This window comes from Sporosarcina sp. 6E9 (genome assembly GCF_017921835.1).
Taxonomy (GTDB): domain Bacteria; phylum Bacillota; class Bacilli; order Bacillales_A; family Planococcaceae; genus Sporosarcina.
In genome coordinates, this window is the sequence record NZ_JAGEMN010000001.1 from 1,191,252 (window position 1) to 1,208,082 (window position 16,831).

Annotated in this window: 18 protein-coding genes; 1 reads left to right on the forward strand and 17 read right to left on the reverse strand. The window is 39.6% G+C overall.

Translation table 11 applies throughout. The features are described 5' to 3' along the window. Positions 1-6: 6 nt before the first annotated feature. The 9 genes from dinG to J4G36_RS06220 form a co-directional block, all read right to left on the reverse strand. Entirely contained in the window at positions 7-2,790 is a 2,784-nt protein-coding gene (dinG, locus tag J4G36_RS06180) for an ATP-dependent DNA helicase DinG (protein ID WP_210469167.1), read from the reverse strand. A gap of 162 nt (positions 2,791-2,952) precedes the next feature. Then, complete coding sequence (gene panD / locus J4G36_RS06185) at positions 2,953-3,333, reverse strand: aspartate 1-decarboxylase (RefSeq protein WP_210469168.1); 381 nt, start codon at positions 3,331-3,333, stop codon at positions 2,953-2,955. Further along, on the reverse strand, positions 3,311-4,186 hold the full coding sequence (panC, locus tag J4G36_RS06190) for a pantoate--beta-alanine ligase (protein ID WP_210469169.1): 876 nt from the start codon (positions 4,184-4,186) through the stop codon (positions 3,311-3,313). The genes panD and panC overlap by 23 nt, the downstream gene beginning before the upstream one ends. Before the next feature lie 3 nt (positions 4,187-4,189). Continuing rightward, positions 4,190-5,032: a 3-methyl-2-oxobutanoate hydroxymethyltransferase gene (gene panB / locus J4G36_RS06195; RefSeq protein ID WP_210469170.1), complete on the reverse strand. Its 843-nt coding sequence runs from the start codon at positions 5,030-5,032 to the stop codon at positions 4,190-4,192. Between the two features lie 243 nt (positions 5,033-5,275). Then, positions 5,276-6,244 (reverse strand): biotin--[acetyl-CoA-carboxylase] ligase, encoded by a 969-nt coding sequence (locus J4G36_RS06200; RefSeq protein WP_368668728.1) that lies wholly within the window; start codon positions 6,242-6,244, stop codon positions 5,276-5,278. Further along, positions 6,234-7,424: a CCA tRNA nucleotidyltransferase gene (locus tag J4G36_RS06205; RefSeq protein WP_210469172.1), complete on the reverse strand. Its 1,191-nt coding sequence runs from the start codon at positions 7,422-7,424 to the stop codon at positions 6,234-6,236. The genes J4G36_RS06200 and J4G36_RS06205 overlap by 11 nt, the downstream gene beginning before the upstream one ends. Next, complete coding sequence (gene bshA / locus J4G36_RS06210) at positions 7,421-8,554, reverse strand: N-acetyl-alpha-D-glucosaminyl L-malate synthase BshA (RefSeq protein ID WP_210469173.1); 1,134 nt, start codon at positions 8,552-8,554, stop codon at positions 7,421-7,423. The genes J4G36_RS06205 and bshA overlap by 4 nt, the downstream gene beginning before the upstream one ends. A gap of 24 nt (positions 8,555-8,578) precedes the next feature. Continuing rightward, positions 8,579-9,379, reverse strand: coding sequence for a 4-hydroxy-tetrahydrodipicolinate reductase (gene dapB / locus J4G36_RS06215; protein WP_210469174.1), 801 nt, complete (start codon positions 9,377-9,379; stop codon positions 8,579-8,581). Positions 9,380-9,382: 3 nt separating this feature from the next. Further along, positions 9,383-9,715, reverse strand: a complete 333-nt coding sequence (locus J4G36_RS06220) for a nucleotide pyrophosphohydrolase (RefSeq protein ID WP_210469175.1) — start codon at positions 9,713-9,715, stop codon at positions 9,383-9,385. 143 nt (positions 9,716-9,858) lie between these two features. Between J4G36_RS06220 and J4G36_RS06225 the strand changes: the two genes are divergently transcribed. Next, a complete protein-coding gene (locus J4G36_RS06225; RefSeq protein ID WP_210469176.1) occupies positions 9,859-10,731 on the forward strand; it encodes a YitT family protein in 873 nt (290 codons plus the stop codon). Positions 10,732-10,792: 61 nt separating this feature from the next. On the opposite strand, the gene J4G36_RS06230 is transcribed toward J4G36_RS06225, so the two are convergent. From J4G36_RS06230 to J4G36_RS06265, 8 genes are all read right to left on the reverse strand, one after another. Then, positions 10,793-11,467, reverse strand: coding sequence for a zinc metallopeptidase (locus J4G36_RS06230; protein ID WP_210469177.1), 675 nt, complete (start codon positions 11,465-11,467; stop codon positions 10,793-10,795). A gap of 69 nt (positions 11,468-11,536) precedes the next feature. Next, on the reverse strand, positions 11,537-12,139 hold the full coding sequence (gene lhaT, locus J4G36_RS06235) for a lipoprotein heptaprenylglyceryl N-acetyltransferase LhaT (RefSeq protein ID WP_210469178.1): 603 nt from the start codon (positions 12,137-12,139) through the stop codon (positions 11,537-11,539). A 115-nt stretch (positions 12,140-12,254) separates the two neighbouring features. Further along, on the reverse strand, positions 12,255-13,028 hold the full coding sequence (locus J4G36_RS06240) for a menaquinol-cytochrome c reductase cytochrome b/c subunit (protein WP_210469179.1): 774 nt from the start codon (positions 13,026-13,028) through the stop codon (positions 12,255-12,257). 53 nt (positions 13,029-13,081) lie between these two features. Beyond that, positions 13,082-13,756 carry a menaquinol-cytochrome c reductase cytochrome b subunit gene (gene qcrB / locus J4G36_RS06245; RefSeq protein WP_210469180.1) on the reverse strand — a complete coding sequence of 225 codons (675 nt, stop codon included), beginning with the start codon at positions 13,754-13,756 and terminating at the stop codon, positions 13,082-13,084. Between the two features lie 23 nt (positions 13,757-13,779). Then, entirely contained in the window at positions 13,780-14,283 is a 504-nt protein-coding gene (locus J4G36_RS06250) for a QcrA and Rieske domain-containing protein (RefSeq protein WP_210469181.1), read from the reverse strand. Between the two features lie 225 nt (positions 14,284-14,508). Beyond that, positions 14,509-14,952 (reverse strand): DUF2487 family protein, encoded by a 444-nt coding sequence (locus J4G36_RS06255; protein WP_368668729.1) that lies wholly within the window; start codon positions 14,950-14,952, stop codon positions 14,509-14,511. A gap of 49 nt (positions 14,953-15,001) precedes the next feature. Further along, positions 15,002-15,556: a ReoY family proteolytic degradation factor gene (locus J4G36_RS06260; protein WP_210469182.1), complete on the reverse strand. Its 555-nt coding sequence runs from the start codon at positions 15,554-15,556 to the stop codon at positions 15,002-15,004. A 2-nt stretch (positions 15,557-15,558) separates the two neighbouring features. After that, a complete protein-coding gene (locus J4G36_RS06265; protein ID WP_210469183.1) occupies positions 15,559-16,824 on the reverse strand; it encodes a tetratricopeptide repeat protein in 1,266 nt (421 codons plus the stop codon). Positions 16,825-16,831 lie beyond the last annotated feature (7 nt).

The following is a 16,831-nucleotide window of genomic DNA, read 5'->3' on the forward strand; positions in this document are numbered from 1 at the left end:
TTTTTTTCATACAAATCCATTATAGCAATTTTCGAGTTCGTTAACCATTACTTGAAGCGGCACTTTTTTTATTGGCACGTCTGGAAGTGATGATAAAAATTGCTTTCCGTAAGATTTTGTATCAATGCGCCTATCCAAAATTATAAAGAAACCTTTATCCGTTGATGAACGGATCAATCGTCCAAAACCTTGCCGCAATCTCATGACAGCTTCCGGGAGCGCATAATAGGCGAAAGGGTTTAGTCCTTGATCAGATAAAACAGACGCTCTAGCTTTAAATAAGGGGTTCTCAGGCGATGTAAATGGCAGTCGAACAACAATTACGGCCGAAAGTGCGTCACCCGGAACATCGACTCCTTCCCAAAAGCTGCTCGTACCAAATAATACTGAGCGTTGATATTGATTGAATGATTTTAACAATTTCATGCGACTGCCTGGTGTAATTCCCTGTGCAAACAGCGCGTAGTCTTCTAATTGTTCACTTTCTGTAATCAGGTCATATGTCTTTCTTAACATATCCTGTGAAGTGAAGAGTACGAACAACCTGCCACCAGTAGCCATAACCGTACGAATCACAGCATCCGTTACGGCTTCAATGTAATCCGTTTGCGATACCCGTTGAATTTCAGGCATATCTTCTACAATGTAAACTTCTGCGCCATCATAAAAATCGGCTGGTGCTTCGAAAGTTTTCAAAGGAACTTCATCAGATATCCCAAGTTTCTGTGGAATATAGCGATTGTAATTCGGAATTGACATCGTACCAGAGGTCCATACGACTCCCGTTTTATCGTCATTAAGCTGTTGGATTAATTTACGGATTGGAATCGAGCTTTCTAAAGGGCTTTTAACAATCACTAGACTTCCCGGTACACTCCGTAAATCCTTTTCCATCCAAACCGTAAAATTTTGAAGGTCTTCATCTAAGAAGATTTCAACCCATTCTCCCGCTTTAATTTTTATCTCCCTTATCCAATAAGTCCATTCAGACAAGTAAGCAAGTTCACTCCGGGACATATTGTTTTGGTGTTTAGCTAAACGGGCAATAAAAGCTTCTGCATGATCAATGTAATTCGATATTGTTATAGCCACTTTATTAAAATGTTTGTTCATGGACTTCATGCCAGTTAACGGGTAAACTTTTCGATTACCTTGTTGTTTCCGAATTGCATTTGGTTCATAATTCGATAATACGGCTGTTGCATAATCAAATGCTTCTACAAATCGAGTAAATGAATTTAATAAACCATCTTTCATACTACGATTCGCGAATTCAAATCGATCGTTGATTGAAAATAGCCCATGTAATAACTGACCTTCAGCTTCTGAACCAACTTGGCCCATGATATATTTCCAATTCGTATAGGAAAAAACAATTTCATTATGCCTAAGCGCTATTTGTCCCATTTGATGTGCTTCGTCAACGATTAGCCCACTAAGCGAATTAAAAATTCGCTTGGAGCGATTACTATCGGCCAGTAGCATCGAGTGATTTGTAATAATGAAGTTTGAACTTGAACATTCCGAGACAAGTCTCAGGTGAAAATCAGCTTGATATTCATCCGGTGCCATTCGCTCGGAGCGTTTGCGAATACGATCAACAAATAATTGACCACCGCCAGAAACATTTAGATCCTCCAAATCACCTGTCCTTGTTTCCGTGAGCCATACGAGGATTTGCATGATTGTAAAAGTTTCATCATAAGATTGCTCCGAAATCGTCAGTAGTTCTTCGAATTTCCCCAATGAAATATACTGTTCTCTACCTTTTAAGACTGTTGCCTTTAGTTTTGCGCCAAATATTAAATCAAGCTTTTTCAGTTCTTCGTCAACAATTTTGTCCGCTAAGTAATTCGTATATGTACTAATGACAACTGGCTTTCCCGTTTCCATGGATTGAATTGCTGCCGGTATTAAATAAGCGATGGTTTTCCCAATGCCCGTTGGCACTTCTGTTGCTATTTCAGATTGCTCACTTAACGTTTCCTGCACAGCATCCATAAACCTAAACTGTGACTCTCTCCGCTCGAATTTTGGGAAGGACTTTGTTAGTAGTTCAGTTTTCTGGTTGTCATCAACAGGATAGTCAAAATGGCTGATTTCAACTTTGTTTTTGCTCTCGATATTTCGATAAGGAATACCGCGAAACACCGAATATTCTGCAGAAAGTTTTTTGTCCCTAGTTTCTTTTAATGCATCATAAAAAAGAGCAGCCAAATCGGTTTTTAAGCGAAATGATTTCTTATGCAATAATTCAATTGTGGCAGAAGGCAAAGTTTGAAGTTTTCTTTGACAAGCAAGTAAAAGCTCACTTGTAGCCTCAGCGTCATCATCGGCTCGGTGTGCGGCGGGTAAGGAAATATTCAGGTCTTCCGCAATATCCTGCAATCTGTAGCTAGCGGATGATGGAAAAATTATCTTGGATAATTCGACTGTATCAATTTTTCTTCCAGACCATTCAGCAAGTCCGCAACGTTTGAATTCATTTTGCAAGAATGATAAGTCGAAATCAGTATTATGTGCAACAAAAATAGAATCCTCAAGAAGATTTCGAACTTCCTCAGCAATTTCTTCAAAATACGGGGCATTTTCAACATCTTCATCTGCAATATTTGTAAGCTGTCGGATAAATGGGGGAATTTTTTGACCAGGATTTACAAACCGGACAAACTTTTCGGCAATTTCACCATTTCTAATAAATACAATCGCAATTTGAATGATTCGATCCCCTTTGGGTGACGAGTGGCCGGTTGTTTCCAAATCAACAACTGCAAACGTTTTTGTTTTCATAAAATCATCAACTTCCTGTTAATCAATGCTACATGAGATTATACCATATTCTGCGTGATAACAGCGATTACCAGACCAAAATTATGTAAAAATAAATTTGAACCATAGCAATTGAGGAAAAAATAAAAAGTATAGGAGTGGATTCCCCCTATACTTCCTACTTTATAAAGTCATGCTAGGTTCTTCTTTTATGATTTCCTTAACTTTATTACGCTTATCCATCAGCAATACTGTCGGTATATGTTCTTTTGCTTCTTCATTAGACACGTATGCATAAGACAAAATAATGACGATATCGCCCTTTTGTACGAGTCTGGCTGCGGCACCGTTTACACAAATAACGCCACTTCCCGCCTCGCCCGCAATAATATATGTTTCAAAGCGCGCGCCATTGTTGTTGTTAACGACATGTACTTTTTCATTTGGCAACATATCAGCAGCATCGAGTAATTCACTATCAATTGTAATGCTACCGACGTAGTCAAGATTCGCTTCCGTGACAGTCGCTCTGTGTAATTTGCTATTCATCATCATTCGAAACATATTCTTCACCCTTTGTTGACATAATTATATTATCTATCAACCTTGTTTTTTCAAATTTCACGGCACAGGCAATAATGGCTTCTTCAGCTTCAGGCGTATAAGGTAAAAGCGAGGGGTAAGCTAATAAAGAAACATAGTCTATTTGAGCTGAACTATTGTTCGTAATCTGCTCCGCAACTTCTTTCTCTACTTTTCTTACCGAAACACCTTGATCGAATAACACTTTCCCGTTTTCCAATGCTTGGTGAATGACTGGTGCGACTAAACGTTCTTCCCCCGACAGATTCACATTGCGAGAACTTTTAGCCAAGCCATCTTTTTCACGAACTGTGGGCACTCGTTTGATTTTCGTTCTCAAATTAAAGTCGCGCACAAATGTTTCAATAATAGCCAATTGCTGTGCGTCCTTCATACCAAAATAAGAACTGTCGGGATCGACGATATTAAATAATTTCAAAACTACTTTTAAAACACCGTCGAAATGTCCTGGCCGCTTAGCTCCGCAAAGCGACGTAGCTTGTGAACCTGGTAAAATCTGTATCCCACCGTCGTGCGGATACATTTCATCTCGATTCGGCATAAATAATATATCGACGCCCGCCTCAGATGCAAGCTTTGAATCATACGCTTCGTCCCGTGGATAGGCTTCAAAATCTTCACCTGGTCCAAATTGAGCGGGATTGACAAATATACTCATGACGACAATATCATTTTCTTTTCTAGCCTGTTCTACAAGACTAAGATGTCCCGCGTGAAGAAATCCCATTGTCGGCACAAACCCTACTGTTTGATGGTTTCTCTTATTTCGATCTATTAATTCTTGTAATTCACTAATTAGTCTTATCGTTTTCATCGTTTACTCACCTTGATTACTTCCGTATAGCGCACTCAACTCTTCTTCTTTCATCGTAAAACGGTGGCGATCTGCTGGAAATGACCCTTCCTTAACAGCCTCAACATAATCTTTCAGACCATCCCTGATGACAGTGCCCGAGTCAGCAAACTTTTCTACGAATTTAGGGATATGATGACTGCCGTACTGAATGGTGTCATGGAAGACGAGTACTTGACCGTCCGTCTCTGCGCCAGCTCCGATACCAATTACAGGAATTGAGATAGCTGCGGAGACTTCTTTGGCCAATTGATATGGAATACATTCAAGCACAAGCATAAACGCTCCTGCTTCTTCACAAGCCCGCGCATCGTTAATTAACTGTTCTGCTGCCTCAGCAGTTTTAGCTTGGACTCTGTATCCGCCAACAACTCCTGCATGTTGTGGAAGTAAGCCTAAATGTGCAACGACTGGAATCCCAGTATTCGTTAGAAGATCAATGACATTAATGACTTCTCCTGCGCCTTCAAGCTTAAGCGCATTCGCTCCAGTCTCTTGAAATATTCGGATTGCTTCTTGCAGCGTTCTATCATAAGAACCTTGATACGACCCAAATGGCATATCAACTGCGATGAACGTATCCCGGGCACCGCGCCTGGTTGCTTTTCCGTGGTGAATCATGTCGTCAACTGTTACGGCAACTGTTGAATCATAACCAAGAACAACCATTCCCAGTGAATCGCCTACTAGAATGATATCCACCCCGGCTTCTTCTGCTAATTTTCCCGATGGATAATCGTATGCGGTAAGCATGGCGATTTTCTCGTTCTCTCTTTTCATTTTAATAAAATCTGATGTCGTTTTCATTTTCTTTTCTCCTCTCCTGGAAGAAAACCAAAAATAAAAACCCTTCTATCCAAAAATGGACAGAAGGGTTGTGTAATCATCGGTTGATGGTTTCCTCCGTCCCTGTCTTTGTAAAGATCAAGGCAGAACATTTTTAAATCCACTAAGTTTATCATAACGAATGTAATTGCAAGGTGCAGTTCAAAAATGATACCGCCCATCGAAACTACTATACCAAATAGAAATTGTTATGTACACATATTATTATTGAAAGTGAATATCCGCAGAGAATATTCCACGAATAGAACCGTCTTCTAACTTCAGATTTAACATGCCGTCTTCGGTAATCCCCATGGCAATGCCTTCAATCGTTTCATTGAACATCACAGCGCGAATCCGCTTTCCAACGGTGTTTGAATACCCTTCCCATAACAGCTTTATTGGGCTAAATCCATGCGCTACATAGAGATTCGTATAATGCTCAAGTAATTCTAGCGTCTTTGCAATGAGTATGGCACGATTAATCGTTTTCCCTCCAACGATTTTCAGTGAGGTAGCAATCGATTTCAACTCTTCCGGAAAATCTTCTTCATTTTGATTTACATTAATTCCAATACCTAGAATAATTGCTTTGACACGATCCGGATCCGCTTGCAACTCTGTTAAAATTCCGGTTACTTTTTTACCATCAATCAATATATCGTTCGGCCATTTAATAGAAGGATTAACACCAGCAACTTCCTCGATTGCACGGGTTACCGCAACTGCCGCCACCAATGTCATTTGAGGCGCCTGTTGCGGAGTAAGTGCGGGGCGAGTGATGACGCTCATCCAAATCCCTTTGCCGTCCGCCGAATCCCATGGTCTCGACATCCTTCCTTTACCCGCTGTTTGTTCTTCGGATATTACGACTGTTCCATTCGGAGCTCCGTTTTGAGCTTCCTCATGCGCTATGAATTGGGTTGAAAGACATGATTCCTTATAGTCAATCCGCTGACCGAAAACAGTACTTTTCAAGTGTTTCTTAACATTCGCTTCATTTACCCGATCCGGAACGGCAATTAAATAATAACCTTTTTTTCGAATGGATCCAATTTCATAACCATCTTTTTCAAGGTCTTTGACGTATTTCCATATTGCAGTTCTCGATAGCCCGAATTCATCTGCAATTTCTTGTCCAGACACCGGTTGACCGTTCGCTTCAAAAAGTCTTTTCAATAACTCATTTTTCATATTTGAAGTCATTCATAAACCAGTCCTTTATATCAATCAGTGTATTTTCACATTTTCTGTGCAATACGGCCTGTTCTATTTTTCCAATCCACTTGCCTGTCCATGGTCCACCGGTCAAACCTGTCCATTCTATTAAGTCCCTGCCATTTACGACAAGGTCTTGTTTCGATTGGATGGGCAACGAATTTTTATTGTCCTCAATTTCCAAATCAGTGCGTGTCATAGAATCAGTAGCGCTTACACCATAAAACTTCTCCGCACATTTCAGCTCTGGTAAACCATAAACGTAATAATCATTCAATGTGTAGTCACTTATAAATCGCTTTGAATAAATTTCGTGCACAGTTTTTATGAAATTTCGTTCTTCATTCGATAATTTAAAATGATTGGCTAATTTAGCAGGCGTTGATCCGGCTATCGTGGCAAAAAAAGCCCAACCTTCGAGCGCGTTACGAAATGGAAGCACACGTTTTAATTCTTCCGTTTTATTTGTAGAAAGTGAAAGTTCCTTTCCCAACTGGGAAGAAAATAAGGTGTTCAATCCTTTCAATGGATTTACGCCTGTGAAAAGTTTATCTAGTTCTATTTTGACTCGTTCTATCGAAACATATTTAATTTGATGCGCATTATCATGGATTGCTTGCAAGGTGCCCGCCTCAATATCAAAATCGAGTACAGACGAGAATCTGACAGCTCGCAACATACGGAGAGCGTCTTCATGAAAACGCTCAGTTGGATTTCCTACTGCGCGAATTATTCGCTCTTTCAAATCTTTTTCACCTTCAAACAAGTCAATAATTTGTCCGCACTTTGTCATTGCAAGTGCGTTGATTGTAAAATCTCTACGCAATAAATCTTCGCGCAAAGTTTTAACAAAATGGACATTGTCTGGCCGGCGATGATCCGTGTATGTTCCTTCTGTTCTAAAGGTCGTAACTTCGATTGCTTCTTGCTCAATAATAACAAGCACCGTGCCATGCGCTATTCCAACATCGATTGTATTATTGAATACCGCTTTCACTTCATCAGGTTCCGCAGAAGTTGCGATATCTATGTCCTTTGCAGTTTTACCTAAGAGATGATCGCGAACAGCGCCTCCGACGAATACCGCTTCATGGCCAGCTATTTCAAGTCGGCGAATCACTTCATAACTCGCACTGCTACCAAAGATATTGCTCATTTCGTTCCCGCCACTTCATAATAAAGTTCTTCATATTGGTCGACAATCCCCGACGAATGGAATTTTTCTTTTGCTGTTCTGAAACCATTACGTTTAAACGTTGCATATAGTTCTTTATCTTCTAGCAGCAATAATCCTTTTTCAACAGCGGCATCGATATTTCCATAGGGAACAATAAAACCGTTTACCCCATCTTCAATAACTTCCGGTATCCCACCGACATTTGTAGCAATTGATGGAACCCCGCAAGCAAGCGCCTCAAGTAAAACAAGTCCGAACGCTTCTTTACGGGATAAATGGAACATAACATCACTGATTGCAAGTAGTTCAGACATATCATTTCGTTTTCCTGTGAATATAACTTTGTTTTGAAGATTTAAATCCTCAACAAGTCTGATGATGTTTTCTTGCTCGGGTCCTTCTCCAACAAGTAATAGTTTTGCCTCTATCGATTTGGTTATTTCATGAAAACTTTTCACTATGTCTGGAATGTTTTTCACGTCACGAAAGTTTGAAATATGAATAATCACCTTTTCATCTTCCAGAATACCAAGTTCTGATTTCAACAACCCAGCATCTTGCGGTACATAAGTTTCTTCGTCGATAAAATTATAAATGACACGAATATCTTTATCTGGATTGATAAGATTAATTGTATCTTGCTTAAGGGATTCTGAAACGGCAGTAGCGATTGTCGATTTATTAATACCATATCGGACAGTATTTCGAAGGGCAGGATCATAACCGAGGATCGTGACATCTGTACCGTGTAAGGTAGTAATAACACCAATGTCTGAACCGGCCATATCTTTTCCAAGAGCTGCTGAGACCGCGTGTGGCATTGCATAATGGACATGAAGCAAGTCCAATTCTTCTGATTCGATTACTTGCGCGATGCGATTTGCAAGCGCGATATCGTAAGGTGGGTATTTAAAAACAGAATACCCTTCGATTGTGACTTCATGAAAATTCATCTTTGGATGTGCATTAAGAAATCGAAAAGGCATACTTGATGTAATAAAATGCATCTCATGACCTTTATTTGCCATCATTATTCCAAGTTCGGTTGCAACGACACCGGATCCACCTAAAGAAGGGTAGCAAATGACGCCAACTTTTAATTTTTTCATGTCAAGCTCCCTTTCGATAATATCCTACTCGATAATATGTTCAAGTCCATATATCAGTTCATTTCTTTCCATGACATTGCGTATCGCCATAACAATTCCAGGCATAAAACAACTACGATCGAATGAATCATGCCGAATCGTGAGTAATTCACCTGTACTGCCTAACAATACTTCTTGATGTGCAAGTAAACCCGGAAGTCTTACACTATGTAATCTAATACCGTCAATTGATGCACCACGGGCACCCGGTAAGTGTTCTTTCTCATCTGGATGACCTTGAATATGCGATTTCCTGTATTCCTTGATCATATCCACTGTTTTAGTCGCGGTTCCTGAAGGCGCGTCTATTTTTTGATCATGATGAGATTCAATGATCTCGACATCGCCAAGATAACGGGATGCCATAGCTGCAAATTTCATCATTAAAACCGCGCCTATCGAGAAGTTAGGCGCTATAATTCCGCCGACTTGATTGTCGTTTGCAAATTTTGTTATTTCTTCAATTTGTTTAATTGATAAACCCGATGTTCCAACGACAGGCCTAATTCCATATGTAATCGCTCGGTGCATATTTTCATATACCGTATCTGGTGTGGTTAATTCCAAAAGGATATCGGGTTTTGTTTCGTTTGCCAGGAGATCAAAATTTGTATAAACCGGAATCCCATTGGCATCATCTGTTAAACTTTCCCCATGTACAAAAAGTCCTTCTCCTTTATAATCCAATGCAGCAACGACTTTCATATCTTCAAATTCCGTTAATGCCTTAACTGCCGCGGTTCCCATTCTCCCTCGTGCACCGGCAATCGCAATTCGAATCGTCATGATTTATTGCTCCTCCTTTTTAGTCCAACGATTTGCATCACGAACTTTAAATTTTTCTACTACCGTTGTAAGTGCTTTTTCCAAACTGATACCTTGCGAGTTAGCAAAACAGACGAGAACAAAAAATAAATCCCCTGTTTCCTCTTCCAATGAGCGAATCGCTTCCCCGCTTTTCTTCTTTTTCATGCCATATACATGCTGCACTTCTCTTGATAATTCCCCCAATTCTTCTGTTAGTCGAGCCAAAAGTTCCATGGGCGGGAAATAACCTTCTTCAAAACCATTTATGTATGTATCAATTTCAGCTTGCAAATCATGTAAGGTCTTATTTTTCATTCGTTAACTCTCTCCTATCGTATTAATTTACTTCGCGGTTGTCAAAGATATAAATATGGATGATAATAGGAATATTGCAACAATGCAATCAAAATGGACACTAGTTCTGTTTAAGTGTAATTCATTCGAAAGGCGGCATTTATATGTTTAATGGTGTTAAGTTTAAAAATGTTATTTTCATTCTTATAGGCGCGGCAATATTTAGTTTTGGTCTTGTTCACTTTAATATTCAAAATGAATTAGCAGAAGGCGGATTTACCGGAATTACCCTAATCCTGCTCTTTGCTTTCAATTGGGACCCAGCACTCATGAACCTAATTTTAAATATCCCCATGTTTGTCATCGGATGGAAGTTGTTGGGGAGACTTGTTTTTATATATACGGTCATCGGTACAATAGCTGTATCGATATTTATAAAAGTATTCATGATTTACCAAATTGATTTTCATATGCAAGAAGATATGGTGCTTGTTGCGTTATTTGCAGGCCTTTTTATTGGCATTGGGCTTGGAATAATTTTCAGGTACGGCGGAACAACTGGCGGTGTTGATATTATCGCACGTTTGGGACATAAATACCTTGGATGGGGCATGGGAAAAACAATGTTCCTCTTCGATGCAATCGTTATCTTGCTTTCTTGGATTGTCTATCTTAACTCTCGTTCAATGATGTACACACTTGTGGCTGTATTTGTCGGAGCACGTGTTATTGACTTTGTTCAAGAAGGCGCATATGCAGCAAGAGGTGCTTTAATCATTTCGGGTTATCACAATGAGATAGCTACTAAAATTACCGCGCAAATGGACCGCGGGGTAACCGTATTATCTGGCCATGGCCATTTCACTAAATCAGACCGACAAGTTCTGTATTGTGTTGTTGGCAAAAACGAAATTGTTCGATTGAAAAACATTATCGCCTCAATCGATGAACACGCCTTCGTCTCACTAATAGATGTTCATGAAGTGTTGGGAGAAGGATTTACACTTGATGAGCAAAAAAGACCGATTAATCCATAGGTTTTCATCTACAAAAAAAGTCTATCCCGTTTCAATAGGGACAGACTTTTTTTACGTGCAATTAGTCTCTGTTTGTGAAAATCAACAGTAGACGAACCAATTCGAGCACAGCAACTGCTGCTGCCGCAACATAAGTCATTGCCGCCGCGTTCAGTACTTTCTTCGCATGCCCTTCTTCTTCGTTTCGAATGATACCTAGCGTGACAATCTGATCCATTGCCCTACTTGAAGCATTGAATTCTACTGGCAATGTAACAATTTGGAACAAAACGCCTACTGCCAAAAGCGCAATCCCGACACCAAGTAACGAGTTCATACTCTGAAAAAACAAGCCAATCATGATGAAAACCCATGAAGCATTCGATGTAAGGCTTGCAACCGGCACTAAGCGGTGACGCAGACGCAAAAAGGAATAAGCCTCTTGGTCTTGAATCGCATGACCGACCTCATGCGCTGCAACGGCTGTCCCGGCTACTGATGCCTCGTGGTAGTTATGAGTAGAGAGGGCAACGGTTTTAGTAGCCGGATTATAATGATCGCTTAGAAACCCTTTTGATTCAACGACTTTCACATTTTGCAAACCGTTTTGATCTAAGATTAAGCGAGCAGCTTGAGCCCCGGTCATTCCGGAGGTCGAACGGATTTTTGAATATTTATTGTATGTGCTTTTCACTTTGAATTGTGCGTACAATGGCAAAATAATAATTATCGCCAAGTAAATCAAATAAGAACCCATTTCTGCATTTCCTCCTCTTTTATCTCTATTCTCATTTTATATCGCTATAGGATACATCGCAACTATTTGCTATGAAAATGGAGTAGAACGGGTTTTTTTATGCCAAACGAAGTAAGCAATGGCGATACAGGTAATCGAAAGCCAAAATGTAAAATAACCGATTTGATCGGTGTACTTCATCAGATTACTATATATCGGCATTTGTCCGAATACATAGTCGATGACATCATTATGCAATGTCCATATTGCAGCGAGTGCAATATGACCAAATCCAAAATTATAAAATGGAATATATAAGATTGCTTGGACGGCCATTGCAAAGTGTGAAGCGATCAACATCCATCCGACCCAACCAATTGAACCCGTTTCAATGAGTGTCAACAAATTCATGACGACTGCCCAAAGACCATATTTAACAAGCGTGATTAGCGCTAACGCCTCTATTAATTTAAAGTTTCGATTGATCAACCAACCAATTATTGCGATGGTGAAAAACAAGCTGGCCGTTGGACTGTCAGGAACAAAAATCCAATATTTTGGTTCGGTAATGACCAATTGCCACTTATACCAATCATACCCGTAAATTGTACCGGATAAATTGATAAATAGTAACAACCAAAGAAAAGATTTATGCGAAAGCACCAACCAGATTCTTGATAACAATGTCATCATATACACATCTCTCCACTTTAAGTATGGATACAAAAAAAGAGTCAGTTTCCAACTCCCCTAAAGGGAGTTGGTTACTTAACAACCTTAAAGGCAGTTAAGTTCCTGACTCTTTTAATTAATCATTTTTTAATTCTGATATAAACTCTGATAGTGTCTTTAGTTCTTCATCAGTTCCGGACCAATAGCCAGGAGCCATTTTTCCATTTTCAGTACCGTTAACAGCGATATCCGCTATTTGGTCTGCAGTTAAGCCAGTATCAACAAGTGGTGCACCCATTCCACCTTCGAATGAATCCCCGTGACAACCGATACATGATGATTCCGCATAAATATGATAACCTTCTGAATCCATATCGAATTCTACTTCCTCAACAATTGCACCTTGTCTTGCAGCAAGTTCCCAGTCGTGGTTAGCGACGGATTCCCACGTCAAATAAATGAGTGCAGAAACTGCAAGTAGCATGAATGCTGTTGGAAGCGGACGCTTAAATGGACGACGCTCTTTAGTAGTATCCATGAAAGGAACTAACATAAGTGCACCAATTGCTAATCCAGGCATTATAAGAGCCCCTACGATGTTCCATGGTCCTGAAGCAAATTCATATTTTAAAAGTTGGTACATTGATAAGAAGTACCAATCCGGAACCGGAATATACATTGTGTCTGTCGGGTCCGCTTGACGCTCAAGCGGAGCCGGAGCTGCAAGTGTCAATACTAAATATCCGATTAAGAAAACCGCACCTATTAACCATTCCTTCAGTAAGAAGTTTGGCCAAAATGCTTCCGTTTTCCCTGGATGTTCTGAGTAATCTTTTGGGACGTTCGGCATTTTATTACTTGCCTTAATGCGAGAATCCCCAACAAACTTCATCCCTTTTCCGCGTTGCATATATGTCCCCTCCTTTTTAAATCGTTACACGCTATATGTATATTTGTTTAAACTTATAGCGGTCCTGAAATACCTTGTCTTCTTATAAATACAAAGTGTGCCGCAAGCAACCCAAGCAAAGCGGCTGGTAGGAAGAATACATGGATCGCGAAAAAGCGCGTTAATGTCTGTGCACCGAGAATTTCAGAATCTCCTGCAAGAAGAATCTTAATTTGCTCCCCAATGAATGGGACGGATGCCGCAATTTCAATTCCAACTTTCGTAGCGAACAATGCTTTCATATCCCATGGTAATAAATATCCTGTGAAACCAAGTCCAAGCATCGTTACGAATATTAATACGCCAACGATCCAATTCAGTTCACGAGGTTTCTTATAAGAACCTGTAAAGAATACACGCAGCGTATGAAGGAACATCATGACAATGACGAGTGAAGCTCCCCAGTGATGCATACCACGCACAATTTCACCGAATGCTACTTCGTTTTGAAGGTAGTAAACGGATTTCCATGCATTTTCAATATCGGGAGTATAATACATTGTCAGGAACATCCCCGACAAAATTTGAATGACAGTTATAAAAAATGTCAATCCTCCAAAACAATAAATGAATGCAGAAAAATGATGTGCAGGGTTTACGTGCTCAGGTACTTCGTGGTCCGCGATATCGCGCCAAATTGGTGTGATATCTAACCGTTCATCAACCCAATCATAAATTTTATTTAGCACTTCGGTCGTACCCCCTAACAATTTTAAACTAATGTGTTCGGTTTCGTTCCTCCAAGATAAAGCAACCCATCTTTCACTAGTACGTCATATTCGTCTAGTGGCCCAATAGGCGGAGTTCCTTTTACGTTGGCACCATTTTTCGTGTACCGGCCTGCATGGCACGGACAAAAGAATTCATTTGGATGGCCTTCAGATCCCCAGTTAACAGTACAACCAAGATGCTTACAAACAGGAGATAGCGCGATAATTTCATCGCCATTCTTATACACCCATGCTGTATATGAAACATCAGATTCATACCAACCATCTTTACGATCTTTAATCATGTAATCGACACGAACAGGTTCTTCTGTTAGATCGTCCACTTTATACTGTGTTGGTGTGTAATCTCCTATGCCGGATTTTTGCAATACTGGATCGACTGCGAAACGAAGCATTGGCATTAATGTTCCGGAAATCATGAAACCACCGACCCCCATTAGCGAATAACTAAGGAATTGGCGTCTTGACACTCGATTCTTACTCATCATTTCCCTCCTCTAACTTAAAGGTCAGTCCAACGGACAAACTTTTGCTAAATGTAATACTAGGACACTTCTATGATAGCTTAATCATCCAGGAAATTCAATCTAACATGACATAGTAAAACAAAATTTGTGAACAATTTACGAATTTTATTTCACTTTAACGGTTTTTAGGCCCACTAGCAAGAATTATGTAATTTCCTAGTAGCAATTATGGCGTAAGTTTTTTCAGTCCGACCATTTTTTTGTCAGTAGAGGCAAGACTTGTCTAAGTTGATCTTCGATGATTTTTTGTCTTAACTGCTTGTCCATACTTTCCAATGGTATAGACGGCAACCAAATTACATCATCGAGCTTACTTGACGTCCAATTCGAATCCGTCGTTAAATAAAATACATGCTTAAAATCCATCAGGTTTATATCTTGTTGTAAAGTTTCTGCAAATATCTCTAAATCCATAGATTGCGTATATGAAAACGGTGGCAACAACAAGATGCGACCTTTGAATTGACTTTCCATGAAAGTAGAAAGATACATAAGAAATTCTGTTGACGACGAACTGCTCTTCATGTTTTCTGGATTTGTTTCGAGTTTTAGAAGCGGCACAAGAAGAGTATCAATATATTCCTTCTGTTGCATGTATGTATCCATATCTTTTGCATTCCAATTCACAATTATATCCCCCTAAAAAGTGAAAATGACTCCATCAAAATCGATGGAGTCACAAGTTCCCCTTCACTTTTGATTCATTTAATAAGTTTGAAAGGGTAATAAAACGCTCTTTATCATTTGTATCAAGCGCTTCATTGATGCCTTTCATCAATGTTTCCTTAGTCATTGCAGCAATACTTTCCTCGACTAGTCTTTCAGCAGTTTTACGATCCATTTCACTCACTTGCAAATACGATGGGAGAAAAGGATTTTCTTCCCGAACACTTGCATATTGTGGACACGAATGATTATTCGGGAAATTTAATTGAATATACATTTTTTCATCTTCGTGAAGTCGTAAATCATGAAATGATTTTTCAGCATCAGCAGTCATTAAATTCCCTTTATAAAATCGGAATGGAATACTTTCTGATTTCGTTGTCGAAATGATCATAGCACGCGGGCAATAATGTGCTTCGTCTGTAAAATGAACATTTTGTAAAATTTGTTCATGACTGAGAAGATAATTCAAAATCCATACACATTCACGACGCTTTAATTTGTACCGCTTTAAAAACCACCGGACAAACTCCTTTTTCGTAGCGACAGGAACCATGGCCGTCACTATCACACCTCCTCGTCAGTTTGCGCTTCGAGAAATGCTCTCCAATTTTGATCTTCTGGAAATAGCGTTACTAACCGCTCTACTACTTCTACTGCTTCACTGCGTTTTCCTTCTTCGTTTAGAAAACTTGCATATTTCGAAAGAAATTCATAATCATCCTTCATTTCATTATATGCCTTGACAAATGAATCGTATGCCTTTTTAAATTGCTCTGTTCTCTCATAAGCATATGCTAAAAACGCACTTAATAACGGTATATCTAAACTTTCTTCAGTGGCAAGTGAAAGCAATTCAAATAAATCGTCATCTCGCTCATTTTCATTATAAAGAGAAGCAAGGGTAATCAGTGCATCAACATATTCCGGATCGAGTGCAAGCGCTTCTTTCAAATGTGTCTCAGCCTTTTCCGGCTGCCCCATTTTCAGCGCGCATTTACCAGCAGAAAGCTGAAGCTCTTTATCAAATTCATCTCTTTTGATACCATTTTGGAACATCTGGTAAGCTTTTTCATCATTTCCTTCCAATAGCATTGCCTGACCCGCCAGCATATAAGCTGAATAATAATCTGGATCGATGTCGATAAGTTCATTCAATAATGTAACAGCTTTGGATGCTTCTCCGAGCTGGTAGTATGCAAAGGCAGCACCAAAAAGCGTATCGGGTAATCTGCTCTCTTCCAACAACTCTTCATAATAAGGTATTGACTGTTCATACGCGGCTCCAGCACTGTAAGCTTCTGCCAATCGAGATGAAATACTGACATGACCAATATACTCTACCTCTTCTTTCAAATCCGAATATAAACGAGCTGCTTCGCCAAATTTTCCAGCGTCTAACAATAATTCTGCATAAGCAAAACGTATAACTGGCTCATTTGGTAGAAGTGCATAGGCTTCTTGGATTTTACTTAGCGCTGTTTCAGCTAATCCTGTCATCTGGTAATAGTCAGCAAGTGCTAATAAAGCTTGAACGTATTCTTCGTCTGTTGATTTTATTTCCGATAGAAGCAGTAATGCTTCGTCCTCTTTATCTAGTTCTAATAAAATACTTGCCCGGTCAATTTTCAATTGGGCTTCATCGGGTAAATGATTTAACAATGTTTCGTATAGAAAATCCGCTTCTTCCATGAATCCATAAGACGCAAAAATACTTGCTGCTTCATAAAGCATATCAAGGTCTGTAGATCTTGCTAACTTATCGAGTAAGGTTTCAAGTGCTTCGACATCACCTTCTTGGATTAATTGTTCAATCAATTGTAACTGTTCCATATTTTCA